Origin of the sequence: Actinoplanes rectilineatus (assembly GCF_000962825.1) — a bacterium.
GTDB classification, from domain to species: Bacteria; Actinomycetota; Actinomycetes; order Mycobacteriales; family Micromonosporaceae; genus Actinoplanes; species Actinoplanes rectilineatus.
The window spans coordinates 55,677-78,983 of the sequence record NZ_JZKF01000038.1; the positions used below are offsets into that span (position 1 = coordinate 55,677).

27 protein-coding genes are annotated in these 23,307 nt (G+C 69.6%); 18 read left to right on the plus strand and 9 right to left on the minus strand.

Annotated features, from left to right (window positions below):
* Nucleotides 1–97 precede the first annotated feature (97 nt).
* From WH85_RS26245 to WH85_RS26280, 8 genes are all read left to right on the plus strand, one after another.
* Nucleotides 98–439 carry a DUF485 domain-containing protein gene (locus WH85_RS26245; RefSeq protein ID WP_045744664.1) on the plus strand — a complete coding sequence of 114 codons (342 nt, stop codon included), beginning with the start codon at nucleotides 98–100 and terminating at the stop codon, nucleotides 437–439.
* The gene (locus tag WH85_RS26250) at nucleotides 439–2,112 is read left to right on the plus strand and encodes a solute symporter family protein (RefSeq protein WP_045744665.1); all 1,674 of its coding nucleotides are present in this window, start codon (nucleotides 439–441) and stop codon (nucleotides 2,110–2,112) included. The genes WH85_RS26245 and WH85_RS26250 overlap by 1 nt, the downstream gene beginning before the upstream one ends.
* Nucleotides 2,113–2,305: 193 nt before the next feature.
* Nucleotides 2,306–3,478 (plus strand): LCP family protein, encoded by a 1,173-nt coding sequence (locus tag WH85_RS26255; RefSeq protein ID WP_045744666.1) that lies wholly within the window; start codon nucleotides 2,306–2,308, stop codon nucleotides 3,476–3,478.
* Between the two features lie 87 nt (nucleotides 3,479–3,565).
* Entirely contained in the window at nucleotides 3,566–4,786 is a 1,221-nt protein-coding gene (locus tag WH85_RS26260; protein WP_045744667.1) for an LCP family protein, read from the plus strand.
* A gap of 16 nt (nucleotides 4,787–4,802) precedes the next feature.
* Complete coding sequence (locus WH85_RS26265) at nucleotides 4,803–5,138, plus strand: rhodanese-like domain-containing protein (protein WP_045744668.1); 336 nt, start codon at nucleotides 4,803–4,805, stop codon at nucleotides 5,136–5,138.
* A 29-nt stretch (nucleotides 5,139–5,167) separates the two neighbouring features.
* Nucleotides 5,168–5,953 (plus strand): glycerophosphodiester phosphodiesterase, encoded by a 786-nt coding sequence (locus WH85_RS26270; protein WP_045744669.1) that lies wholly within the window; start codon nucleotides 5,168–5,170, stop codon nucleotides 5,951–5,953.
* Nucleotides 5,954–6,038: 85 nt separating this feature from the next.
* Entirely contained in the window at nucleotides 6,039–7,262 is a 1,224-nt protein-coding gene (locus tag WH85_RS26275; protein ID WP_045744670.1) for a sensor histidine kinase, read from the plus strand.
* A gap of 370 nt (nucleotides 7,263–7,632) precedes the next feature.
* Complete coding sequence (locus tag WH85_RS26280; RefSeq protein ID WP_045744671.1) at nucleotides 7,633–8,517, plus strand: DUF5926 family protein; 885 nt, start codon at nucleotides 7,633–7,635, stop codon at nucleotides 8,515–8,517.
* A 589-nt stretch (nucleotides 8,518–9,106) separates the two neighbouring features.
* On the opposite strand, the gene WH85_RS26285 is transcribed toward WH85_RS26280, so the two are convergent.
* On the minus strand, nucleotides 9,107–10,306 hold the full coding sequence (locus WH85_RS26285; protein WP_045744672.1) for an arginine deiminase: 1,200 nt from the start codon (nucleotides 10,304–10,306) through the stop codon (nucleotides 9,107–9,109).
* 286 nt (nucleotides 10,307–10,592) lie between these two features.
* Between WH85_RS26285 and WH85_RS26290 the strand changes: the two genes are divergently transcribed.
* The 5 genes from WH85_RS26290 to pheA all read left to right on the plus strand — a co-directional run bounded on the left by WH85_RS26290 (nucleotide 10,593) and on the right by pheA (nucleotide 13,939).
* A complete protein-coding gene (locus WH85_RS26290) occupies nucleotides 10,593–11,321 on the plus strand; it encodes a hypothetical protein (protein ID WP_045744673.1) in 729 nt (242 codons plus the stop codon).
* A gap of 106 nt (nucleotides 11,322–11,427) precedes the next feature.
* Nucleotides 11,428–11,889 (plus strand): PAS domain-containing protein, encoded by a 462-nt coding sequence (locus tag WH85_RS26295; protein WP_045744674.1) that lies wholly within the window; start codon nucleotides 11,428–11,430, stop codon nucleotides 11,887–11,889.
* Nucleotides 11,890–11,971: 82 nt separating this feature from the next.
* A complete protein-coding gene (locus WH85_RS26300; RefSeq protein WP_045744675.1) occupies nucleotides 11,972–12,358 on the plus strand; it encodes an ACT domain-containing protein in 387 nt (128 codons plus the stop codon).
* A 24-nt stretch (nucleotides 12,359–12,382) separates the two neighbouring features.
* Nucleotides 12,383–12,979, plus strand: a complete 597-nt coding sequence (locus tag WH85_RS47405; RefSeq protein WP_052720800.1) for a hypothetical protein — start codon at nucleotides 12,383–12,385, stop codon at nucleotides 12,977–12,979.
* A gap of 30 nt (nucleotides 12,980–13,009) precedes the next feature.
* Entirely contained in the window at nucleotides 13,010–13,939 is a 930-nt protein-coding gene (gene pheA / locus WH85_RS26310) for a prephenate dehydratase (protein ID WP_045744676.1), read from the plus strand.
* Between the two features lie 3 nt (nucleotides 13,940–13,942).
* On the opposite strand, the gene WH85_RS26315 is transcribed toward pheA, so the two are convergent.
* From WH85_RS26315 to WH85_RS26325, 3 genes are read right to left on the minus strand one after another with little or no spacing between them, the layout of a single operon-like run.
* On the minus strand, nucleotides 13,943–14,680 hold the full coding sequence (locus tag WH85_RS26315) for an AIM24 family protein (protein WP_045744677.1): 738 nt from the start codon (nucleotides 14,678–14,680) through the stop codon (nucleotides 13,943–13,945).
* 30 nt (nucleotides 14,681–14,710) lie between these two features.
* A complete protein-coding gene (locus tag WH85_RS26320; RefSeq protein ID WP_211275444.1) occupies nucleotides 14,711–15,073 on the minus strand; it encodes a metallopeptidase family protein in 363 nt (120 codons plus the stop codon).
* A 51-nt stretch (nucleotides 15,074–15,124) separates the two neighbouring features.
* Complete coding sequence (locus WH85_RS26325) at nucleotides 15,125–15,553, minus strand: OsmC family protein (RefSeq protein WP_045744678.1); 429 nt, start codon at nucleotides 15,551–15,553, stop codon at nucleotides 15,125–15,127.
* 44 nt (nucleotides 15,554–15,597) lie between these two features.
* Here WH85_RS26325 and WH85_RS47410 point away from each other — a divergent pair, with 44 nt between their 5' ends.
* From WH85_RS47410 to WH85_RS26345, 4 genes are all read left to right on the plus strand, one after another.
* Nucleotides 15,598–16,314, plus strand: a complete 717-nt coding sequence (locus WH85_RS47410) for a hypothetical protein (RefSeq protein WP_052720801.1) — start codon at nucleotides 15,598–15,600, stop codon at nucleotides 16,312–16,314.
* Nucleotides 16,315–16,369: 55 nt separating this feature from the next.
* Complete coding sequence (gene serS / locus WH85_RS26335; RefSeq protein ID WP_045744679.1) at nucleotides 16,370–17,623, plus strand: serine--tRNA ligase; 1,254 nt, start codon at nucleotides 16,370–16,372, stop codon at nucleotides 17,621–17,623.
* Nucleotides 17,624–17,729: 106 nt separating this feature from the next.
* Nucleotides 17,730–18,542 carry an HAD family hydrolase gene (locus tag WH85_RS26340; RefSeq protein WP_045744680.1) on the plus strand — a complete coding sequence of 271 codons (813 nt, stop codon included), beginning with the start codon at nucleotides 17,730–17,732 and terminating at the stop codon, nucleotides 18,540–18,542.
* Nucleotides 18,542–19,336 carry a Cof-type HAD-IIB family hydrolase gene (locus tag WH85_RS26345; protein ID WP_045744681.1) on the plus strand — a complete coding sequence of 265 codons (795 nt, stop codon included), beginning with the start codon at nucleotides 18,542–18,544 and terminating at the stop codon, nucleotides 19,334–19,336. Before WH85_RS26340 ends, WH85_RS26345 begins: the two co-directional genes overlap by 1 nt.
* A 51-nt stretch (nucleotides 19,337–19,387) precedes the next feature.
* Here the strand turns inward: WH85_RS26345 and WH85_RS26350 are convergent, their stop codons facing one another.
* A complete protein-coding gene (locus WH85_RS26350; protein WP_157411220.1) occupies nucleotides 19,388–19,945 on the minus strand; it encodes a bacterial proteasome activator family protein in 558 nt (185 codons plus the stop codon).
* Between the two features lie 25 nt (nucleotides 19,946–19,970).
* A complete protein-coding gene (ddaH, locus tag WH85_RS26355; protein WP_083449271.1) occupies nucleotides 19,971–20,801 on the minus strand; it encodes a dimethylargininase in 831 nt (276 codons plus the stop codon).
* A gap of 68 nt (nucleotides 20,802–20,869) precedes the next feature.
* Between ddaH and WH85_RS26360 the strand changes: the two genes are divergently transcribed.
* Nucleotides 20,870–21,322, plus strand: coding sequence for an Lrp/AsnC family transcriptional regulator (locus tag WH85_RS26360; protein ID WP_045744684.1), 453 nt, complete (start codon nucleotides 20,870–20,872; stop codon nucleotides 21,320–21,322).
* Here WH85_RS26360 and WH85_RS26365 read toward each other — a convergent pair.
* The 3 genes from WH85_RS26365 to mobA are packed head-to-tail and all read right to left on the minus strand — an operon-like array spanning nucleotide 21,319 to nucleotide 23,293.
* Nucleotides 21,319–22,410, minus strand: a complete 1,092-nt coding sequence (locus tag WH85_RS26365; RefSeq protein ID WP_045744685.1) for a T3SS (YopN, CesT) and YbjN peptide-binding chaperone 1 — start codon at nucleotides 22,408–22,410, stop codon at nucleotides 21,319–21,321. The two genes, WH85_RS26360 and WH85_RS26365, sit on opposite strands and share 4 nt — an antisense overlap.
* Before the next feature lie 47 nt (nucleotides 22,411–22,457).
* The gene (locus WH85_RS26370) at nucleotides 22,458–22,697 is read right to left on the minus strand and encodes a DUF6457 domain-containing protein (protein WP_045744710.1); all 240 of its coding nucleotides are present in this window, start codon (nucleotides 22,695–22,697) and stop codon (nucleotides 22,458–22,460) included.
* Entirely contained in the window at nucleotides 22,694–23,293 is a 600-nt protein-coding gene (gene mobA, locus WH85_RS26375; protein ID WP_281179085.1) for a molybdenum cofactor guanylyltransferase, read from the minus strand. Before mobA ends, WH85_RS26370 begins: the two co-directional genes overlap by 4 nt.
* Nucleotides 23,294–23,307 lie beyond the last annotated feature (14 nt).

A 23,307-nucleotide genomic window follows, 5' to 3' on the forward strand; every position in this document is an offset into this window, starting at 1 on the left:
GACCACCACTCAGCGCAGACGATGACCAGTCTCAGGTGACCTGGGCCACTCCTTCGTACGGTGCCGGAGAGTCCGACCCCACGAAGGTGGTGATCCCGTGCCGGCACCCGCCGAGAAATACCTCGAAGTCCAACGCTCCGACGAATTCGCCCAGCTTCGCCACAGGCTGCGTACCTTCATCTTCCCGACCACTGTCGCGTTCATCGTCTGGTACTCGCTCTACGTGCTGCTCTCCGCGTACGCGCGAGACTTCATGGGCATCAAGCTGATCGGCAACGTCAACGTCGCACTGATCTTCGGTCTGCTGCAGTTCATCTCGACGTTCCTGATCGCCTGGTACTACTCGCGGTACGCGGCCCGCAACCTGGACCCGCTCGCCGACGACATCCACAGCGCGATCGACAAGGCCCCGGCCACCACCGACGGGGGTAAGAGCTGATGGCGCCCGTGCTGCTCGCCGCCGAGGCGTCCGCCGGCACCTCCCGGACGCTGACCATCACCCTGTTCCTGATCTTCGTCGCGATCACCCTCGGCATCACCATCTGGGCCAGCCGGCAGACCAAGACGGCCACCGACTTCTACGCCGGCGGCCGCCAGTTCTCCGGTTTCCAGAACGGCATGGCGATCGGTGGCGACTACATGTCGGCGGCGTCCTTCCTGGGCATCGCCGGCCTGATCGCGCTGTACGGCTACGACGGCTTCCTCTACTCGATCGGCTTCCTGGTCGCCTGGCTGGTGGCGCTGCTGCTGGTCGCCGAGTTCCTGCGCAACTCCGGCCGGTACACGATGGCCGACGTGCTGGCCTTCCGGATGCGGCAGCGGCCGGTACGGACCGCGGCCAGCGTCTCCACCATCGTGGTGTCGATCTTCTATCTGATCGCGCAGATGGTCGGCGCCGGTGCGCTGGTGTCGCTGCTGCTCGGCATCAAGCCGGACACCGAGTTCCTCGGGATGAACGCGAACACCGCCAAGATCGCCACGATCATCCTGGTCGGCGCGCTGATGATCATCTACGTGACGGTCGGCGGCATGAAGGGCACCACGTACGTCCAGATCGTCAAGGCCTTCATGCTGATGACCGGTGCACTGATCATGGTGCTGCTGGTGCTGGCGCACTACAAGTTCAACCTGTCGGCGCTGCTCGGCGACGCGGCGGCCCAATCCGGCAAGGGTGACGCGTTCCTGGAACCGGGACTGCGGTACGGCGTCGAGTCGGCCAGCGCCTCGGCCACGTTCTACAGCAAGATGGACCTGCTGTCGCTGGGCCTCGCCCTGGTGCTCGGCACGGCCGGCCTGCCGCACATCCTGACCCGGTTCTACACCGTGCCGACCAGCCGGATCGCCCGCAAGAGCGTGCTCTGGGCGATCGGCATCATCGGCACCTTCTACCTGTTCACCCTGGCACTGGGCTTCGGCGCGGCGGCCCTGGTGGGCGGCGCGAACATCACCGCGCAGGACAAGGCCGGCAACACCGCCGCACCCCAGCTGGCCCAGCAGCTCGGCATCGACTACCTGGGTGGGGACAGCGGCGGCGCGATCATGCTGGCGGTGATCGCGGCGGTCGCGTTCGCCACCATCCTCGCCGTGGTGGCCGGGCTGACCCTGGCGTCGTCGTCGAGCCTCGCGCACGACTTCTACGCCAGCGTGATCAAGCGGGGCCAGGCCTCGGAACGTGACGAGGTCCGGGTGGCCCGGTTCGCCGCCCTGCTCATCGGCGCGGTCGCCATCGCTCTGTCGATCTTCGCGCAGAGCCTGAACGTGGCGTTCCTGGTGGCGCTGGCCTTCGCGGTGGCGGCATCGGCGAACCTGCCGGCGATCCTCTACAGCCTGTTCTGGCGCCGGTTCAACACCCGCGGCGCGCTCTGGTCGATCTACGGAGGCCTGGGCGCCGCGGTGCTCCTGGTCTTCTTCTCCCCGGTGGTGTCCGGTTCGGCCACCGCGATGTTCCCGGACCAGGACTGGCACTGGTTCCCGTTGTCCAACCCGGGCATCATCTCCATCCCGCTGGGCTTCCTGTTCGGCTGGATCGGCACGGTCACCTCGAAGGAGACCGATCCGGAGAAGTACGCCGAGCTCGAGGTCCGGTCGCTGACCGGCCACGGCGCCCACTGACCACACTCCCGGTACGGGCCGGCGTCGTCGCCGCGCCGGCCCGTAGCACCCCGGCGTACGGGCCGGCGTCGTCACCGGCCCGGCCCGTACGCCGACTACGGTCAGCATCCGCCCGGCTGCGAATAGCTCCCACGTTCGTGCCGAAGGCACTCTTCGATCCGAATCATCGGGCATCACTCCGTAATCTGGAGTCATGTCAGCCACCACCTCCCCCAGCGGCAACTCCTCCGGCCGGGCGTCGGTGCCCGGGGCCGGCTCCTCCGGTCACGACTGGCCGCCGCGAGGAGGTGGCAGTGGCAACGGCCTCGGTCCGGGCGGTCCCGGGGGCCCCAGCGGACCCGGCGGACCCGGACGGTCCTACCGGGGACGCCGTCCGCGACCGCGCTGGGGCCGCATCGCCCTCGTCGCCGGTGGCGTCATCGTGGTCATCGCGCTGATCGCCGGCATCGTCGGATACGGATACGTGTCCGGACTGGACGACGACCTGAAGCGCACCAACGCCTTCTCCGACATCACCTCGGACCGGCCGGAGAAGACCATCGACGGCGCGTTCAACATCCTGCTGGTCGGCAGCGACTCGCGGGACCCGGACGCCAAGGCCGACGAGGCCGGCCAGTGGCGCGCCGACACGCTGATGATCATGCACGTGCCGGCCGACCACAAGTCCGCCCAGATCGTGTCGATCCCGCGTGACCTCTACGTCCAGATCCCCGGCGGCAACAACGAGTCCTGCGACTCGGGCACCCGCAACAAGATCAATGCGGCGTTCGCCTTCGGCGGCCTGCCCCGCGCGGTGCGCACCGTGGAGTGTCTGACCGACGTGCACCTCGACCACGTGATGGCCATCGACTTCGGCGGCTTCAAGGAGGTCACCGACGCGCTCGGCGGCGTGGACCTCAAGGTCGACCAGTCGATCACGTCGATCCACAAGCCGTTCCGCAAGTTCACCAAGGGCACCATGCACATGAACGGCGCGCAGGCCCTGGACTGGGTGCGCCAGCGCAAGCAGTTCGCCCGTGGCGACTTCGCCCGCGTGCAGCACCAGCAGGAGTTCCTCAAGGCCCTGATGGACAAGGCGGCCAGCAGCGGCACCCTGACCAGCCCGACCAAGCTCGACGCCTTCCTGGACGCGGTCGCGAAGGCGGTGACCGTCGACGAGACCTTCTCGCTCAAGGACATGGTGGTGCAGTTCCGCAGCCTCCGCGGCGAGAACCTGACCTTCATGACCGCCCCCAACAAGGGCAGCGAGACGATCGACGGCCAGTCCGTGGTGGTCCAGGACAAGGAGAAGGGCGGGGCCCTCTATCAGGCGATGGCCGGCGACACGATGGCCGCATATCTGGCGGCCAACGAGCAGAAGAAGTGACTTCAATCTGAAACGTGGAAGATCTTCAGTTGGCCCCTGAGTGTCCGTAAGGTGATGCAGCCTTCGATCTAGCCCCTGGAGCGCTGCATGACCGTCACGTCCGAACGGCAGACGCCGGACCAGGATCGTGTCGAACCTCAGGAACCGCCTCCCGTCGCGGAATCAGCTCCAGCCGGGGCCGTCGAGCCGGCTCCGGCTCCGGCTCCGGCCCTGAAGATCAAGAAGAAGGCTCCGCTCTGGGCCAAGCTGACCACCTCACTCGGAGTGCTTCTGCTCCTCTCCAGCGGCGGTGGGCTGATCGGCGGCCGGATGCTGATCAGCCGCACCACCGAGACCATCGTGGTGGAGGACCTCACCGGTGAGGCGCAGAAGACCGAGGAGGAGGGCGGCGGCAGCACCGTCGAAGGCCCGATCGACCTGCTCCTGATGGGCGTCGACGCCCGGCTCCGGCTCTCCGAGGACAACCTGCGGGCCGACACGATCATCGTGCTGCACATCCCGGCCACCCACGACCGGGCGTACCTCATCTCCATCCCCCGCGACACCGAGGTCGAGGTCCCGGAGTTCGCCCCCAGTAAGTACGAGGGCGGCACCGCCAAGGCCACCGAGGCGTTCTACTGGGGCGCGCAGAACGGCGCCGGCTGGGGTGGTGGCGCCCAACTGCTCGCCAAGACGCTGAAGAAGTCCACCGGCATCAGCTTCGACGGCGCCGCGATCATCAACTTCGGCGGTTTCAAGAAGGTGATCGACCAGCTGGACGGCGTGACCATGTGCGTCGACCAGCAGGTCACCTCGAAGCACATGGTCTACGTCGGCGGCACGGCGATGTTCCTGGCCGACGCCCGCAAGACCGGCAAGGCGACCAAACCGGTGGTGCACAAGGTGGGCTGCCGGGAGATGGAGGGCTGGGAGGCCCTCGACTACGCCCGTCAGCGGTACGGCCTGAAGAACGGCGACTACGACCGGCAGCGCCACCAGCAGCAGCTGATCAAGGCGATGGCCAAGAAGGCCGCCTCCAGCGACCTCCTCACCAACCCGCTCAAAATCAGCAACCTGGTCAAGGCGGGCGGCGAATCGCTCGTCCTGGACACCGGCGACATCCCGATCACCGACTTCGTGCTGGGCCTCAAGGGCATCGCAGCCGGCGACATGGTGCTGCTGCGGACCAACAACGGCACCTTCGCCGGCAACGACAGCGGCCGGGAGATGATCACCGAGGAGAGCCGGGCGATGTTCGAGGCCGTCAAGGACGACGACCTCGACCAGTTCGTGCTCGACCACCCGGACGTCGTCGCCAACGAGAAATAGGTCCTAAGATTCTGGCGTGTTCGGACCTCAGGTACCCAGTGTCTCCGCCGCCGACGTCACCCCCGGCGCCTACCTCCTCGACGTGCGCGAGCCCGACGAGTGGACAGCCGGGCACGCCCCCGGCGCGCACCACCTGCCGATGATGGAGGTGCCGGCCCGGATGGCCGAGGTGCCCACCGACGGCGAGGTGGTCGTCGTCTGCCGGATGGGCGGCCGCTCCGGTCAGGTGGTGGCCTACCTGATGAACAACGGCTGGGACAACGTGCGCAACCTCGACGGCGGGATGCGGTCGTGGGACGCGGCCGGTCGTGACATCGTCAGCGAGGATGGTCAAGCGGCCCGGGTGATCTGAACCCCTGGCCCGGTCCGGCGGAGGACCCGATGGATCACACCCCACTGGTGATCGCCCACCGCGGGGGAGCCGACGCGCTCCCCGAGCACACGCTCGGGGCCTACCGGCGCGCCCTCGACGAGGGCGCCGACGGCGTGGAATGCGACGTCCGGCTCACCCGCGACGGTCACCTGGTCTGCGTGCACGACAGCAGACTGGACCGCACCAGCAACGGCCGCGGCCGGGTCAGCGCGAAGACGCTCGCCGAACTGGACGGACTCGACTTCGGCTCCTGGCATCCGGGCTGCCCGGCCGACGAGGAACTGCCCGACCTGTTCCGGCTGCTGACCCTGGAGCACCTGCTCGACACGCTCCTGCACAGCGGCCGCCGGGTCCGGCTGCTGATCGAGACCAAGCACCCCACCCGGCACGGCGCCGAGGTGGAACGCCGTCTCGTCGCGATGCTCCGGCGCTTCGGGCTGGACGAGCCGAAACCCGGCGATCCGGTCCAGGTGACGGTGATGTCCTTCTCCGCCATCGCGCTACGCCGACTGCGGGCGTGGGCGCCCCGGCTGCCCCGGGTGTACCTGATGGAGTTCGTGCCACCGGGCGTCGGCCGAGGACACCTGCCGTTCGGCGCGCGGACCGCCGGCCCCGGGGTGGAGTTGATCCGGGCCAAGCCCGGACTCCTACCGGCGTTCCAGGCGGCCGGTCACGCAGCGTACGTGTGGACTGTCAACGAGCCCGAGGATCTCGAGCTGGTGATGCGGCACCGCGTCGATGCGGTGATCACGGACCGTCCCCGCTTCGTACTGGAACAGCTCGAAAGGGTGTGACGTACACCACGAGGGGCAGGTCCGGGCACCCGATCCGTGCGGGTTCGTCTGCCCAAATCGGCCGCGGCGAGGCAGACTCGCAGTCATGCCGGAGCGCCCCGATTACCCGACCCTGATCCGGGGTCAGATCGCGGTCCTGGACCGGATCACCACCGGCGCCCCCGGCCTCTCCGTGCTCCAGCAGATCGTCCGGCTCGCCGAGGAGACCCTCGGCGCGCGCGGCGCCTGCTTCGTGGAGTTCGACGAGGGCCACGGCCGGATCATCGCCGCCTCCGGGGTGTGCGAACCGTCGATCGGCCTGCGGGTCGACCCGCTGCCCCTCGAGACGGCGGACGCCGTCGTCGCCACCACCGGCGCCGGGTCGCTGCACGCTTTCTTCGGCGACGGCGGGCCACCCGGCAACGTCGGTGACGGCAGACCGCCCGGAGACGGCGGGCCTCCCAGAGAATTCAGTAATGACGGCGGGACACTCGGGGACGGCGGGACGCCCGGAAACCTCGGGGACGGCGGGACGCTCGGGGACTTCGGTGACGAGCACCAGGCTGTCCTGGCCGTGCTCGCCGGCCTCGTGGACCGGGTCTACGACCTGCGGTCCGGCCTGCCCGCACATCCCGAACCGGCCCGTCACCAGGCCGACCGGGACCTGTGGGTGGCGGTGACCAGCCACGAGCTGCGCACCCCGGTCACCGTGATCAAGGGGTACGCGGACACGCTCACCAACCACTGGGACACCCTCGGCGAACCGGGCCGTCGCGAGGCGGTCCGCGTGATCGGCGCCCGGGCCGGCGAACTGGCCCGGCTCGTCGACCGTCTGCTCTCCGCGGCCAGCGAGGACGGCTCGGTCGGTTCGTCGCCGGCCGGCCCGTTCGACCTGACCGAGGCGCTGCGCGAGGCCGCCGGTGAACTGCCGTCCGACCTGCGGCAGCGGATCCTGTTCGGCGAACTGCCGAGCGGTCTGCCGAAGGCGTACGGCAACCGCGATTCGATCGCCACCATCCTCACCGAACTGGCCACCAACGCCGGAAAATACAGCGCCGACGGCTCCACGGTCGAGATCTGCGCCGGCACCGACGACGACACCCTGCGGTTCCGGGTGTCCGACCGCGGCGTGGGCATCCCGCCCGAACACGTCGAGCGGGCGTTCGAACGCTACTGGCAGGGCGACACCGGCGACCGGCAGCACCACCCGGGTGCGGGTCTCGGGCTCTACCTGGTTCGCCGCCTGGTGGAACGTCAGCAGGGTTGGGTGTCGTTGCGCCCACGCGAGGGCGGCGGCACCGTGGCCGAGGTGCGCCTGCCCCGCGCCTGACCCACCGATCTCTCCGCGGCTCTCGACCTCGACAGTTCCGGCCGACGCCGCCCTCCGATCGACGCCGCCCTCCAACCGATACCCGCCTCCCATCGATGCCGCCGTCCGACCAACGCCGCCATTCGACCAACTCCGTCATTCGACCGGCACTGTCTCCGACCAGCGCCACTTCCGGCCGGCGCTCTCTTCCGGCCGGCGCTGCCATTCGACCAGCGCCGCGTTCCGGCCGGTGGCGTCCTCCGGCAGACGTCGATTTCCGGGTTCGACCGCGGCGGCCTCAGGGCTGGGCCATGGCGCCTCCGGGGCTGGATGTCGCTGATACAGGTGGCCCACGTCACGGACGCGCCGGTCACCGTTAGGCTGGTTCCTCGTGAGTAAGCGTCGCAAGTCCCGCGAAACCGCACCGAAGACGAAGGTGCGTGACATCTTCGTCGCCCGTCCCTTCGAGGGTCTGGCCGACGAGCCGGAATGGGTGGCCCTGCGCGAGCTGGTCCCGGCCGCCTCCGCGCCGCTGACCCTCAAGCCGGAGTTGGTCGAGGAGTTCAGCGAGTTCGGCGCACGCCCGATCACGCTCTCGACGGTGCTGCCGATGGCCTGGCCGGCGATGGCCCGCGCCGACGGGCAGATCTTCATCGGGCTGCAGCGGCACGTCCAGTCCGGTGACGTCTCCCGTGACCTGGCCGTGGCGATCCTCAACGCGCTGGGCACCGCCCCAGGCAACACGGTCGCCGTGCCGGCGCTGCCGGGTGAGGGTCCCCGCCTGCAGGACCTGCTGGTCGACGGTCCGCTCGAGATCACCATGCACGAGGGCTTCGAGTACTGGCTGGACGCCGAGCAGATCCAGGACGCCAACGTGAAGGCGTCGCTGGAGCGAGCCAACGCCTCGATCTACCCGACGGTGCGGCTGGCCGCGGCCAAGTCGGCGTACTGGTGCCGGGTCGCCCCGGACAAGAGCCACGTGCGCTGGGTGCTGTCGGACCCGGAGGACGACGCTCTGGACGCGCTGGCCCGGCTCTCCGCCGCCGGGGAGCTGTTGCTCGGCGAGGACACCAAGTTCGCCGGCATGTTCCGGGCGCACGGCCTGCTGGTCCCGGTGTGGGACGTGCCGGGCGGGCCGGAGGGTGCCGACTTCGAGGCGCCGCTGGCCGCTTTCGCCAAGCGTTACGCCGACACGCTGGCGATCACCGAGCCGCTCGACGCGGCCGGCCGCCGGGCGAAGCAGGGCCTGATCGGCCGCCAGCTGACGCTGCGCTAGACACGTTTCGCAGTCAGGGTCTGCCTCCGTGGTGATTTCGGGCGCTCAGCGCGCCCGAATTCACCACACCCACAACAGCGTGGTGATTTGGGGCGCCCAGCGCGCCCGTATTCACCACGCCCACAACAGCGTGGTGATTTGGGGCGTCCAGCGCGCCCGTAGTCACCACACCACCAGGGGTGTGGTGACTTGGGGCGCCCAGCGCGCCTGAATTCACCACACCCGTGCTGGAGCGTGGTGACTACGGCCGCGTTGGGCGCCCCAAGTCACTGCAGACGCTGAGCGCGGGGCGTAGACCCTTCTTCGGGTACGCGATGATGGGCCGTCCTCTCCAGGGCGGCTCATCCGTCTGTCCCCGCATCCGACACGGGCGCTGTCCGTTTTTCCGACATCCGGCGTGAGCGTCGTCCGTTTTCACCACGTCCGGCGTGAACACCGCCCGGCTGAGAGCCCGCGTGGTCGAGCGTGACCACTCACTCACGTCGCCCGGCGGGCTGAGCGTTCTGGACGCGCCAGCGGCCAGCGAGGACCGCCGGGCCCTCGGCGGGAGCGACGGTCTGCACCACCCACCTCGCTACGACATCGGTCCTCAGATTTTGATCTTCAGGGATTCGCGTTCGATGGGGCAGCTCATGCATCGCGGGCCGCCGCGGCCGCTGCCCAGTTCGGAGCCGCTGATTCGGATGACTTCGACGCCGGCCCGCTCGAGTTGGACGTTGGTTTCGACATTCCGCTCATAAGCCACACAAAGGCGCGGGGCGATGGCCAGCGTGTTGTTCCCGTCGTCCCACTGCTCGCGTTCGGCGGTCACCGGGTCGAGACCGGTCTCGATGGTTCGCAGCCGGTCGATGCCCATCGCCTCGGCGGCCGCCTCCAGGAAGGGCCGCGGCGCCCGGACCAGCAGCTCGTCGTCCGCCCCGGCGGTGATCGTCCAGGCCTGCAGCGTGTCGGCGACCTTGGGGTACATCACCACCGCATCGACGTCCACCATCGTGCACACGGTGTCCAGGTGCATGGTGGCGCGCTCCTGGGCGATCGGCACCGCGAGCACCGTGTGTGCCAGACCGGCCCGGATCACCCGGCGGGCGAGACGTTCGGCTCCGGCGGGGGTGGTGCGCTCGCCGACGCCGATGGCGAGCACCTCGGGGCCGAGCACGAGGACGTCGCCGCCCTCCACATGCTCAAGTGTCGGATCAAAGAGCATCCTGGTGCCGGCGAAGCGGGGATGGTACCGATAGATGGCGTGGGTGAGCGTGCTCTCCCGGCGGCGGGCACGCATGGCGAGGCTGGTCACGGCCACCTGATCGCCGACCCAGACCGACGAGTCGCGGGTGAACAGCAGGTTGGGGAGGGGGTCGACGACGAAGTCGTGGCGGTCCATCATCGGATAGACCAGACCACCCGTCCGCGGTGTGATCTCGTCGTGGGCCAGGCCGGCGGTGAGCACGCCGGCGAAACGTTCCGGGGTGAGGTCGGCGAGGTAGGACGCGACGCCGGCGCGCAGCGAGTCGCCCAGGCGCGGGTCGGAGAGGATGCCGAAGGTGAGTTCGGCGCGGGCCTCCTCGACGGCGAGCACCTCGGTGAGCAGGCCACCGAGATAGAGCACCTCGACACCGTGGGAGCGCAGCGCCTCGGCAAAGGCGTCGTGTTCCTCCTGTGCCCGGCTCACCCAGGGGATGCCGTCGAACAGGAGGGAATCGTTGTTGCGGGGGGTCAGGCGGGCGAGCTCAGGTCCGGGGCGGTGCAGCAGGACCGTGCGGAGCCGGCCGACTTCACTGTCGACGTACACACGACGACGGTAGTCCGTACCGCCTGCGAGCGTGCGGTGACAGATCGACTAGATCTTGGGACACTCATGCATCGTTCACGGTCCGGGGATAGCTTGTGGGGGTGCGACGAGAAACGCGGCGCTCAGGCGCACAGATGCACCATGCGAAAGAAGATGCTGTCGTGAATGCGGCATTCATCCCTACTCATTCCCCTTTCTTTCCCACCCGTCGCCCTGTTCCGTAGGGATTCGAGCACGTACGGTAGTTGGAAAAGAGAGCCCAACTGACCTTTTGCCGGAGGTCGCAGTGACTGTCTTCCCCGCCCGCCCCGCTCTGCCCGTGCCGACCAAAGCGCTCGACGCCGGTGAGCATCCGTCGCCCGAACTCGACCAGTCCCGTCTCACTCCGATGGAGTGGGCACGCCGCCGCCGAGCCGAGCGCGGTGTCCGCCGCGTCGAGGCCGCCGGAGCACGGGCACTCACCCGCCTCGACCGTCTCGGGCCCAACTGGCACATCGTCGACTGGCCGCGGACCGACCTCACCAACGCTTATCACGAGCCGGACCCCGCTGACGACCGCGCCGGTTTCCTGGCGATCGGTCCCGGTGGCGTCTACGCGGTGACCGTGGCCGACCACGGTCGGTCCCGAGTGTTGATCGCCGGTGACGTCGTCCAGATCAACGGCAAGCGCCCGGCGTACGTCGCCGAGGCACGCCGGGACGCCCGTCGCGCTGCCAAGGCCCTCTCCGCCGCCGTCGGCCTCAACGTTCCGGTCACCGCCGTCCTGGCGTTCGTCGGCAACGGGGTGATCAGCGTCCACGGTCTGCCCAAGGACTGTCTGGTCGCCACCGACAAGGAGCTCGACCGCCTGCTGATCGCCGGAGGCGCGAAGATCTCCCCGGCCACCGCGATCAAACTCTCGGCTGTCGCCGCCCATCCGGCCACCTGGGCGAATGCGCCTTACCGGCCGGCCGGTGACTACCGTTGGTACAGCAACGGCCAGACGGCCGCTGACAAGCGGCCGACCCGCCGGTAACGTTCCCTCCTGACGTCGTCGATGTCGGCGTCGCCTCCGACCCGCCGGGAGACCGGCCGGCCGGAGGTGACGCCGGTGTCGCCGCGAAGGAAACGAGGAGGAGCGGGTGGCGCATGTTGAGCTCTCCCTCTCGGGAGCGTTCGTCCCCCAGGCGCGGACACCAGCCGAGGCCGAGTTCGTCAGCAGTGTCGAGCGATGGGCCTCGACGGTGGCGAGCGCCGTCGAGCCGTGCCTGGTCGTCGACCTCAGCGGCCTGATCATCGCCGTCTCACCGTCGTGCAGCGAGCTGCTCGGGCTGGGCAAGCCGGTCGAGGCGCTCGGTCAGCGGCTGGCCTCCGCACTGCGGCTGATCGACTTCACCGCGGGCGCCGGCCGGCTGGAGACCGCCGAGGCCGACAACATCCCGCCGCTGCAGGCGCTGCGCACCGAACGGCTGGCCCGTGGGCTGATGCGCGCGGTGATCGGCGTGGAGGAGACCCCGGTCACGGTCGACGCCGTCGCGACACCGCTGTTCTCGGGTGACCGAGTGGCCGGATCTTTGACGTTCCTGTCCCCGGTGCGGTTCTAAGTCCGGTTTGTCTACGACGTTGTGTCGTTCGACGCAGGCGGTGGGGATTGGGTGTTACCGACTCGCAACGTAGTCTGCCCTCATGCTCGATCTAGACCTGTTACCAGATGAGTACTCGGTGTGCCGATTGCCCGTCGGCTCCACCCTGCCCGACTCGCTGACCGCAGGTCCGGACGACAAGACGGTCGTCTCGGTGACGTGGGGCCTCGACGAGCTCTCGGTGATCTGCCCGAGCAACCGGGCCCCGGCCGGCGCCGAGACCGACACCGCCTGGCGATGTCTGCGCGTGGCCGGGCTGGACCTGGCCATGACCGGCGTGCTCGCCTCGCTGGTGGGCCCGCTCGCGGAGGCCCGGGTCAACATCGTGACCTTCTCGACCTTCGACACCGATTACCTGCTGGTGCCCACGGTCCGGCTGACCGAGGCGGTCAACACCCTGACCCGGGCCGGTCACCGTATCGCCAGCTGATCGACGGACTTCTACCATGGGCGCGTGTCCCCCCGCACGCGCCGCATCCCCCTGACCGTCGGCGTCCTGCTGCTCAGCGCGGCCTGCGGCGCCCCGCCGGAACCGCTGCCCACCGCACCGTCGCTGCCGCACGGCAGTGGTGCGCCGGTGGCCGTCCCGTCGATCGTCATCCCGCCGCCGGCCACGGTCCCGACTGCCGCTCTCCCCACGGTCGCGCCCACGTACACGACGTACACGCCCTACCCGACCTACCCGACCTACACCGTTGTTCCGACGCCGACCACCACGGCGCCGCTGAGCAAGTCGCCGACACCGACACCGGCCCACGCCGCCGCGTGCACCGGCCAGCCGACCGGCGCGGAGATCCTGGCACTGATCGCCGACGACCCGGGCGTGCCGGACAGGGAACTGGAAGTCGCCGAAGGACCGTTCTGCTCCGGTGACTGGTCCTTCACCACCGTGCGGATCGCCGGCTCGGCCACCTCGGTGGAGCCGCTGATGGTCGCCACCACCGGCAAGGGCACCACGCTCGCCCTGGTCGCCGCCGGCACCGACGTCTGCAACCCGCGGATGCAGGCCGAGGCGCCGTCAGGCATCCGCGTCCTGGCGTGTGGTTTCTAGATCCGTTCCGGGCGGTCATAGACTTTCGGGATGTCGACGCGCTTCACGTACCTCGGCCCCGAGGGCACCTTCACCGAGGCCGCCCTGCGCACCATCCCCGCCGCCGAGCGGGGTCGGCGCGTCCCGGCGCGGAGCGTGCCCGAGGCGCTCGAGGCGGTCCGCTCCGGCGACGCCGACGCGGCCCTGGTCCCGTTGGAGAACTCGGTGGGCGGCGCGGTCCCTGTCACCCTGGACGAGCTGATCACCGGCAGCCCTCTGATGATCACGCAGGAGGTGCTGCTGCCGGTCGAGTTCGTGCTGGGCGCCCGGCAGCCGACCCCGCTCGGTGGCATCCGGTCCATCGCGGCGCACCCGCAGGCCTCCGCTCAATGCCGGCACTGGCTGCGGGCGAACGTGCCGGACGCCGTCGTGGTCGACGTGCTGTCGAACGCGGCCGCCGCGGTCAGCGCCGCCACCGGGGAACACGACGCCGCCCTGTGCGCGCCGATCGGCGTCCCCCGCAACAACCTGACCGTGCTGGCCGAGAAGGTCGCCGACCACGCCGAGGCGGTCACCCGGTTCGCCCTGCTCACCCGCCCCGGCGCCCCGGCCGCACCGACCGGCGACGACGTGACCTCGCTGGCCGTGTCGATCCGGCACGACCAGGTCGGCGCGCTGCTGGCGGTGCTGACCGAACTGGCGGTCCGCGGCATCAACCTGTCCCGGATCGAGTCCCGGCCGACCGGGGAGCAACTCGGGACGTACGTGTTCTTCCTCGACTGCACCGGGCACGTGGCCGAACCCCGGCTCGGCGAGGCGCTGCAGGGGCTGCGGCGGATCTGCGCCGACGTCCGGTTCCTCGGCAGTTACCCGAAGCACCGCCTGCAGCCGGAGGCACCGGTCGCGCCCCCGGCGAACCTCGCCGACGCCGACTTCGCCGCCTCCGCCACCTGGCTGGCCGCGATCAGGTCCGGCACCTAGGGCCTAGTCGTCGAAGAGGTTCTCCAGGATGCCGCCGGATCCGCCGGAGCTCCCCTTCTGGGTACCGGCGAGACCACCGGGCGGTTCCTCGGAGGGCTGCACGATGACGAAGCCCTGACCGGCGAAGCTCATCGTGAAACGCTCACCCGTGGTACGCCCGAGCAGCGTGCCCAGACCGAACTGCTCGGCCTTGTGATAACCGGTCTGCAGGCTCGCCGACCAGGCGATGGCCGCCTGCGGGTCGACATAGGTCGGCTGGTCCACGTTGAGCACCACCGGCGTTCCCTTGGTCGTCACCGCAATCCGGCCGTGGCCGCTGAAGACGCAGTTGAACAGGCCCGCGTTGGACATCATGCCGACGCCGCCGACCACCTTGATGTCGTAGTTCAGCGTGCTGTCGAAGGCGAGCACGTTCGCGCCGTTGATGGAGAGCGCGTCACCGGGCTCGAGGTCGATCAGGTGGATGTCGGCGGCGTTGTCGGCGAAGAAGACGTCGCCCTGCCCTTTCACCCGCATCAGAGGGACACCCTCGCCGGTCAGTTTCTGCTTGAGGAACTTGCCGAGGCCGCCGGAGCCGAGCGCCTCGAACTGGACCTGACCCTGATAGGCCACCATCGAGCCGGTCCGGGCGAGCACCTCGCCGTTCAACTCGGCCTTCAGCAGCTTCGCGTTCTGCAGACGGAGACCGGGCTGGGCCGACTCCTTCTCGAGGTTCTCCGGGGAGAAGAGTTCGCTGCGCATGAGTCCAGGTTAGGACGGGGACACAACGCGTCAGCCCCATCCGAGGTGGTGCAGCTGCTCGTCGTCGATGCCGAAGTGGTGGGCGATCTCGTGCACCACGGTGACGGTGACCTCCTCCACCACGTCGTCCTCGGTGTCGCAGACCTTCAGCGTGGGGAGCCGGTAGATGGTGATCCGGTCGGGCAGGAAACCGGCGTAGTCCCAGCCCCGCTCGGTGAGCGCCACACCCTCGTAGAGCCCGAGCAGATCGTCGGTGCCGTCCGCGGGCCGGTCCTCGACCAGGAACACCACGTTGTTCATCAGCGACATCAGCTCGGTGGGAACCTCGTCGAGGGCCTCACCGACGAGTTCCTCGAAGCGTTCGCGACTCATCTCGACCGGCACGCCGACCATTGTGCCCGGGAACGCCGGCGCGACCAGCGCGCCGGCGTCACGGAACCGGACTCAGGCGAGCTTGGCGACCAGGCTGATCTGGGCGCCCGGGCTGAGCAGGCGGGAGATCGGGCAGTTCTCCTTGGCGCTCTCGGCCAGCTTCTGGAAGGTGGCCTCGTCGATGCCGGGCACGTCGCCGACCGTCTCCAGCTCGATCCGGGTCACCCCGAAACCGCCGTCGGTCTTGTCCATGTGCACCTTGGCGGTGGTCTCCACCGAGGTGGGCGTGTGACCCTCGTCGGCGAGACCCTTCGAGAAGGCCATCGAGAAGCAGCCGGCGTGCGCGGCGGCGATGAGCTCCTCCGGGTTCGTCCCCTCGCCCTCCTCGAAGCGGGACTTGAACGAGTAGTTCCCCTGGAGGCCGCCCTTGCCGGTCTTGACAGTTCCGGAACCCTCGGTGAGGTTCCCTTCCCAGCGAGCAGAAGCAGAACGAATAGGCATAACCAGAACGCTAACCCATTTCCGGCTCGGCCATGATGGATCGCATGTCCGAAGAGGTAGTCAACTTCGGCTCACCGGACCCGGAGTCCGGCGAGCCCCGCGGTCGCAGTGTCTCGAACCGGGTCACCACGTTCCTGCACGGACTGCGGGCGGACCGGCGGCTCCCGGTGCTCACCGCCGGGCTGGGCGCGGTGGCGCTCTTCGCGTCACTGGTCTCCGAGTGGCAGGTCACCACGGTCGAGGGCATCTCGTACAGCGACGAGGACCTGGCCGACCGGCAGATACTGCCCGCCGACCTGATCGACCTGGGCGGGATCGCCGCGGGCTACCTGGGCGGGCTGTTCCTGCTGGTGATCGCGGTGGTGCTGACCCTGTTCGGGCCGCCGGCCGGCCGGCGGTACGCGAAACTCACCGGCCTGGCCACCGGCGGACTGCTGACCGCCCTGCTGATGGCCCTGGTCCAGCTGCTCGGCAGTGAGACCCGGCTGGTGTCGCGGTACTTCACCATGCAGCTGGACACCACCCAGACGGCGGTCGCGTACGGGCGCGGCCTCTGGTGTGCCCTGGCCGGGGTGGCCGCCGCGATGATCGCCCTCGGGATCGGCGACCGCACCGACGCGGAGGAGGAGGCGCCGCTGTGGTCCCGAGACGACGAGGACGAGGACGAACCCGAGGTGGACGAGCCCCTCGACCTGACGATCACGTCGTCGACGCCGTTCGCCGCATACCCCGATCAGCCCGGCCAACCGCACCGATCGTGACACCGGGGCATATCCGGGTGTCGACCGGACCGGGCCGCCGGTAGGCTCGGCAACCGTGATTGACCTGCGTCTGCTTCGCGAAGATCCCGAACTGGTCCGCGCCAGCCAGCGACTGCGTGGCGAGTCCACCGAGCTGGTGGACGCGCTGCTGCGCGCCGATGAGGAGCGCCGTTCCGCCACCCAACGGTTCGAGGCGGTCCGGTCGGAGCAGAAGTCCCTGGGCAAAGAGGTCGCCAAGGCCAAGGGCGACGAGCGTGCCGCGCTGCTCACGCGTACCAAGGAACTCGCCGTTGAGGTGAAGGCCGCCGAGGCGGCCGCCGGCGAGGCGGAGCAGACGCTGCGCGCCGCGCACATGGCGGTGCCGAACATCGTGCAGGGCGCCCCTCCCGGCGGTGAGGACGACTTCATCGTGCTGCGCGAGGTCGGCGACCGGCCGGAGATCGCGGCGCCGAAGGACCACCTGGAGATCGGTGAGGCGCTGCGCGCGATCGACACCGAGCGTGGGGCGAAGGTGTCCGGCTCGCGGTTCTACTTCCTGACCGGCGTCGGCGCGCTGCTGCAGCTCGGCATGCTGCAGCTGGCGATCCAGCAGGCGGTGGAGCACGGCTTCATCCCGTCGATCACGCCGACCCTGGTCCGGCCGGAGTCGATGGAGGGCACGGGTTATCTCGGTGCCCACGCCAGCGAGGTCTACCGGCTGGAGGCCGACGACCTCTATCTGGTCGGCACGTCGGAGGTGGCGCTCGCCGCGTTCCACTCCAACGAGATCATCGATCTGGACGGTCCGCGGCGCTACGCCGGCTGGTCGTCGTGCTACCGGCGGGAGGCCGGCTCGCACGGCAAGGACGTGCGCGGCATCCTGCGGGTCCACCAGTTCGACAAGGTGGAGATGTTCTCCTACTGCCGTCCCGAGGACGCCGAGGCCGAGCACCTGCGCCTGCTCGCGATGGAGGAGGAGATGCTGGCCAAGGTCGAGATCCCGTACCGGGTGATCGACGTGGCGGCCGGCGACCTCGGCACCAGCGCGGTGCGCAAGTTCGACTGCGAGGCGTGGGTGCCGTCGCAGCAGCGGTACCGCGAGGTCACCTCGACGTCGAACACCACCACGTTCCAGGCCCGGCGGCTCAACATCCGGTACCGCGACGAGGACGGCAAGCCGCAGACCGCGGCGACGCTGAACGGGACGCTGGCCACCACCCGCTGGCTGATCCCGATCCTGGAGAACCACCAGCAGCCGGACGGTTCGGTGCGGGTTCCCAAGGCTCTGCAGCCGTTCCTGGGCCGCGAGATCCTGGAGCCCGTCAAGTAATGATCTGTAAACCGGGCGGCTACCAATTGTCATAGCAGCTGGTCGCCGCCCGGGTGTACCGTTCTCCTTCCGCCCTCCGCGGGGGTTCATGACCCCGGAGGTGGAAATGCGTAAGCCCGGTCTTCCGAAACTGATCGCCACCGACCTCGACGGCACGCTCGTACGCAGCGATGACACCGTCTCCGCGTACACGCATGAGGTCCTCGACCGGGTTCGCGCCGCCGGCATCCGGATCGTCGCCGCCACCGGCCGCGGCCCCCGCCTGACATCGCTGGTGCGCACCGACATCCGGGTCGCCGACTATCTCGTGCTGGCGCAGGGCGGCTGGGTGCTCGATCAGTCCGAGGACCGTTACCTGCGGCAGGCCCGGATCTCCGGCGAGGCCCTCGGGCAGGCGCTCGGCACCATCGAGTCGGTGGTCGGTCCCCTCTCGGTGATGTTCGAGGCGCTGCACCACGACGAGTCGCCGCTCTGGGGCGACTACGACCCGACCTGGCGTTACCCGGTCCGGGTGGAGGCCCGCACCCGTCCCGAGTGCCTCACCGGCGACGTGATCAAGGCGTTCGCCCGGTCGTTCCAGATCGGTGTGGACGATCTGCTGGCGGTGGCCCGCCGGGTGGTGCCGCCGGAACTGGCGACGGTGACCCAGGCCGGACTGGACTACGTGGAGATCTGCCCGCCGGCCTGCGACAAGGGCACGGGCCTGTCGGTGGTCGCCGAGGCGGTCGGCGTCGATCCGGCCGACGTGCTGGTCTTCGGTGACATGCCCAACGATCTGCCGATGTTCGCCTGGGCCGGCTGGGGCCGGGTGGCGGTCGCCAACGCCCATCCGGAGCTGCTGGCGGTCGCCGACGAGGTGACGCTCACCAATGACGAGGACGGCGTGGCGGTGTTTCTGGACCGGCTATTGTCGAGGTGATGGCACCTTTCCGGCTCGTCGCCACCGACATCGACGGCACCCTCATCACCTCCGAGCGCGTGATCTCCCCCGCCACCATCGACGTCCTCAGCCGGGTTCCGGTTCCGGTCGTCCTGGTCACCGGCCGGCCGGTCCGCTGGCTCGCCCAGCTCAACGACCAGTTGCCCACACCGCTGCCGGCGGTCTGCGCCAACGGAGCGGTGATCTACGATCCGGCCGCCGACCAGGTGCTGCGCGCCCACACCATCGGCGTCGACCTGCTGCTCGAGGTGACCAAGCAGCTCCGTGACGTGGTGCCGGACGTGTCGCTGGCCGTCGAGGTCGAGGACGGCCGGGCCTTCCGGCACGAGGAGACCTGGCAGATCCGGTGGGAGCACGACCGGCGGATCCGGGTGATCGCCTCCCCGGAGGAGCTGACCTCCGAACCGGCGGTGAAACTGCTGGCCCGCTCGGCGACCGCGGACCCGGACGACTTCCTGGAACTGGTCAGTCGCACGCTCGGCGACCGCGTCGAGGCGACCCGGTCGTCCTCGTCGGCGCTGGTGGAGATCTCGGCGGCCGGGGTGACCAAGGCGGCCGGGCTGGCCTGGTTCTGCGAGCAGCGCGGCATCACCGCCGACGAGGTGGTGGCGTTCGGCGACATGCCCAACGACATCCCGCTGCTGGCTTGGGCCGGCCGGGGAGTGGCGATGGGCAACGCGCACCCGGCGCTGCGGGCGGTGGCCGACGACGTGACCGTCACCAACGACGACGACGGCGTGGCCACCTATCTGAGCCGCCTCTTCGCGCTCTGACCCTTTTCGGGTACGCCGGAGAGCCTTTCACGCGTACCCGGAGAAGAGGTTCTAGAGGTATTGCCCGGAGGGCCCGTGCGCCTCGCCGGCCTTGCCCGGCAGGATGCTCCCCATCGGTAGCGCCGGACGGCCGGTGCCGCCGCCGCGCATCTGCTCGAGCTGCAGGCGGGCGGCCATCTGCTGGGCCACCAGTGCCGCCTGGATGCCGTGGAAGAGGCCCTCCAGCCAGCCCACCAGCTGTGCCTGGGCGATCCGCAGCTCGGACTCGCTCGGCGGGGTCTCGCCCTCGAACGGCAGCGTGATCCGCTCCAGCTCCTCACGCAGCTCGGGGGCCAGACCGTCCTCGAGCTCCTTGATCGACCGCTGGTGGATCTCCCGCAGGCGGCCCCGGCTGGCCTCGTCGAGCGGCGCGGCCCGCACCTCCTCGAGCAGCTGCTTGATCATGCTGCCGATGCGCATGACCTTCGCCGGCTGCTCGATCAGGTTGCCGGGCTCCTCCGGGGTGAGCATGCCGTCCTCCCCGACGGTGCCCATCGGACGGCCGTCCGGGCCCACGACGATGACCGTGCCATCGTCCTTGTGCTCAGTGGTTCGGGTGTCGTCGGTCATGCGATCCATCTTTGCGCAACGGGTCTCAGGGGCGTAGTTCGGCCACCGCGCACTTGACGCTACCGCCACCACGCTTGAGCTCGGAGAGGTCCACAGATATCGGGTTGTACCCGGCAGCTCGCACCTTATCCCTCATCGCGGCCGCCTCGGTGTTGAGGATCACATTGAGGCCGTCACTGACCAGGTTGAGGCCGAACGCCTCCGCGTCGCCGCGGTCGGCCAGGACCGCGTCCGGGAAGAGTTGCGCCAGCACCCGCTGGGACGCCGGGGAGAACGCGCCGGGGTAGTACGTGACGTGCCGGTCGTCGAGCGCCGCCAGCGCGGTGTCCAGGTGGTAGAACGCCGGGTCGATCAGTCTCAGCGAGACCACCGGGCGGCCGAGCACCTCCTGCGCCTCGGCGTGCGCGGCCGGATCGGTCCGGAAGCCGTACCCGGCCAGTACGATCCCGCCATAGGCGCCCGGGAGGTACGCGAAGTCGCCCTCACCCTCGTTGACGTGCTCCGGAGCAACGAATCGCCACGACGGCACGGTCCGGTAGAACGCCTGATGCGCGGCGGCCTCGTCGGCCCGTTGCGGGTGCCGGAACCGGGCGCCGTAGACCGTGCCGTCCACCGAGAAGGCGCCGTTCGCCGAGTACACCATGTCGGGCAGGCCGGGCCGCGCGTCGAGCACGTGCACAGCGTGACCGAGTTCGGTCAGGGTGTCCTTGAGCATCGACCACTGCTTCAGGGCGAGCGCCGGGTCGACCGGAACCGAGGTGTCCATCCACGGGTTGATCGCATACTCGACCGTGAAATGCTCCGGCGGACACATGAGGTATGTCCTGTTTCGCGGCAAGCGCTCCGTGTAGCTCATGAGGTTAAAGGGTAGGTAGGCTCCGTTGCAGCAAACAGCTCGAAGTCTTGCTCCCCGGAGGGGATTCGTTGCAGATCGACGCCGTTGACCAGCGAATCATTGCGTTGCTCGTCGCCGACGCCCGCTCTTCGTACGCCGACATCGGCGCGAAGGTCTCCCTGTCCGCCCCGGCGGTGAAACGACGCGTCGACCGGCTCCGATCCTCCGGCGTCATCAAGGGATTCACCGCCGTCATCGAACCGGCCGCGGTGGGCTGGACCACGGAGGCGTTCGTCGAGCTGTTCTGCACCGGGCGGACCACACCGGCGCAGATCGCGGTGGCCGCCCGGCGGCACCCGGAGGTGATCGGCGCCTACACGGTCTCCGGTCAGGCGGACGCGCTCGTGCACCTGCGGGCGGCCGACATCGGCCACCTCGAGCAGGCGTTGGAGAAGCTGCGGGCGGAGCCGTTCGTGACGTCCACCCGCAGCATGGTGGTGCTGTCGCGCCTCCAGGAGACGCCGACCACGATCCCGATCTAGAGGTACATGCCCGGCCGGTGCTCGTCGCTCGACGGAGCCTCCTTGGCCGGAGTCGGCTTGTCGCCCTCACCGAAGAACCGCTTGCCGCCGAACTCGCCGTGCAGCCGATCGTCGAGTTCGTCGGCGAGACCGGTCATCACCTGCACCGCGAGCATCAGGTGGATCGCCTGGAAATTGCGGCCGAACACCGGGATCGACGCCCAGACCGTGTCCTGCGCGCAGTACAGCCGGCCGATCGGCATCCGGTTGGTCAGCTCGGACAGCTTCACATAGAGCTGCTCGGTCGGCTCGACGTCGGTCAGGATCGGCGAGAAGACGTCGACCAGCGGCGGGTTGTCCCGCACCCGGACGAAGACCATCGCCGAACCGGCCCGGATGCCTATGTCGCCGTCCGCATCCACCTGGAGCTGATCCACGGTCGTCTTGGACATGGTGGCGACCACCGTGCGGACCCGGTCGTCGAGCGGGACGACGTCGCCGGTGACACCCTCGAGCGCGGCGTCCAGGGCCGCCTCGTCGTCGAGGTCCTCGAGGCTGATGCCGGCACTGATGCTCGGCTCGTGCCGGGCGGTGCCCAGCGGAGCGGTCTCGATCGGCTCGTCCTCCTCGTCGTGCACCAGATAGACGAGGAAAGCCGGGTGCGGAGCGCCGTAGACGTCCCGCAACGTGCGGGTGACCACGGTGGCCAGCTGGCTCGCCTTGTCCTGGGAACCACGCACCCCGAAGGAATCGCCGGAGTCGGCCAGCACACCGGGCGGGGACCAGCCGAGCGCGACCATCGCGGCGACCGCCGCACGGTCCATCCGGAACTCGGCCGGGAGCGCCGCGTTGCCGACCGCGAGTGCCTCGACGACACCGTCCGCCAGCACCCGGATGCTCACCGAGTAGATCGCGGTGCCGGTGCCGGAGGCAGTCGGGTCGAGGGTGATGTCGACGTGCCCGCCCGACGGCAGCTCCGGGAGCAGGCCGGACAGTGCGGTGGCGAACTCGCGCCAGGCCTGCGTCACCTTCTCCCGCAGGTCAGCCGTGGTCGGTTCGTCTAGCAGGCCGCCCTCATAGGCGTCGCCCGTGGCGCCTTCTGCCGTCATGATCGCACCTCCGTTCCCGTCACCCTATCGAGCGGCGCCGCGAATTTTCACCGGGTGCGATCGGGCCATCTCAACGCCAGCTCGCTGATCGTGGCAGCGGCCGCCGCCGGGTCCGCGCCGCGTCCCACGGCCACACCGATGAGGTACGCCGTGACCGGAGCCCCCGGCCGCAGAACGTTGTGGGCCACATCACGGGCCATGTCGAGCAGCTCGGTCGTCGGCACCTCGTCGGGTCGCACCCCGAGCGCCGCGCCCGCCTCGGCCACCCAGGCGTCCAGGTCACTCATCGCGCCCACTCCTCAGCGGTCCGCAGGTCGTCGTCGGTGTCGCAGTCGAACCAGGGCGGTGGCCCCGGTCGCCGCCAGGACACCTCGGCGACCCGCAGGTGGGAGAGCAACTCGCGCATCGAGGCGCCGTGCAGGCTGCCGCGGTCGTGCGCCAGCCGGACCAGGGCCTCACGCAGCGGTTTCGTCCGCCACACGCCGCACAGCATCTGCAGGTGTCCGTCAGCGTCACGGTAGACCGCACCGGTCATCGGCGCCGACTCCATCGTGAGACGCAGCACGTCGATCGCCTCGCCGGTCAGCAGCGGCAGGTCGGCCGCGAGCAGCGCGGTGAACGCGATGGTCTCGGGCACCAGGGCGAGGCCTGCCGCGGCCGCCGCCACCGGGCCGCCGCCGGGCGGCTCCTCCCGCGTGACGTGCACCGGAACAGGCAGGTCATCGGGCACCCGGCCGACGACGACGCGTGGATCAGCATCGTGCACAGCGGCCAGGACCCGGGTCAGCATCGGCTGGCCGGCAACAGCCAGGTTCGGCTTGTCGGCACCACCCATGCGCCGAGCCGCACCACCGGCCAGCACCACCGCCGCGAATCCCCCCACCCGAGTACCGTATC

Bases quoted from the DNA above. Each gene is read 5' to 3' on its own strand.
- WH85_RS26300 (WP_045744675.1), top strand. From the start codon at position 11,972: ATGCTCGATCTAGACCTGTTACCAGATGAGTACTCGGTGTGCCGATTG.
- pheA (WP_045744676.1), top strand. From the start codon at position 13,010: ATGTCGACGCGCTTCACGTACCTCGGCCCCGAGGGCACCTTCACCGAG.
- WH85_RS26365 (WP_045744685.1), bottom strand. From the start codon at position 22,410: ATGACGGCAGAAGGCGCCACGGGCGACGCCTATGAGGGCGGCCTGCTA.
- WH85_RS26325 (WP_045744678.1), bottom strand. From the start codon at position 15,553: ATGCCTATTCGTTCTGCTTCTGCTCGCTGGGAAGGGAACCTCACCGAG.
- WH85_RS26370 (WP_045744710.1), bottom strand. From the start codon at position 22,697: ATGAGTGACCTGGACGCCTGGGTGGCCGAGGCGGGCGCGGCGCTCGGG.
- WH85_RS26260 (WP_045744667.1), top strand. From the start codon at position 3,566: ATGACCGTCACGTCCGAACGGCAGACGCCGGACCAGGATCGTGTCGAA.
- WH85_RS26250 (WP_045744665.1), top strand. From the start codon at position 439: ATGGCGCCCGTGCTGCTCGCCGCCGAGGCGTCCGCCGGCACCTCCCGG.
- WH85_RS26345 (WP_045744681.1), top strand. From the start codon at position 18,542: ATGGCACCTTTCCGGCTCGTCGCCACCGACATCGACGGCACCCTCATC.
- ddaH (WP_083449271.1), bottom strand. From the start codon at position 20,801: ATGAGCTACACGGAGCGCTTGCCGCGAAACAGGACATACCTCATGTGT.
- WH85_RS26340 (WP_045744680.1), top strand. From the start codon at position 17,730: ATGCGTAAGCCCGGTCTTCCGAAACTGATCGCCACCGACCTCGACGGC.
- WH85_RS26315 (WP_045744677.1), bottom strand. From the start codon at position 14,680: ATGCGCAGCGAACTCTTCTCCCCGGAGAACCTCGAGAAGGAGTCGGCC.
- WH85_RS26270 (WP_045744669.1), top strand. From the start codon at position 5,168: ATGGATCACACCCCACTGGTGATCGCCCACCGCGGGGGAGCCGACGCG.
- WH85_RS26255 (WP_045744666.1), top strand. From the start codon at position 2,306: ATGTCAGCCACCACCTCCCCCAGCGGCAACTCCTCCGGCCGGGCGTCG.
- WH85_RS26320 (WP_211275444.1), bottom strand. From the start codon at position 15,073: ATGGTCGGCGTGCCGGTCGAGATGAGTCGCGAACGCTTCGAGGAACTC.
- WH85_RS47410 (WP_052720801.1), top strand. From the start codon at position 15,598: ATGTCCGAAGAGGTAGTCAACTTCGGCTCACCGGACCCGGAGTCCGGC.
- WH85_RS26350 (WP_157411220.1), bottom strand. From the start codon at position 19,945: ATGACCGACGACACCCGAACCACTGAGCACAAGGACGATGGCACGGTC.
- WH85_RS26275 (WP_045744670.1), top strand. From the start codon at position 6,039: ATGCCGGAGCGCCCCGATTACCCGACCCTGATCCGGGGTCAGATCGCG.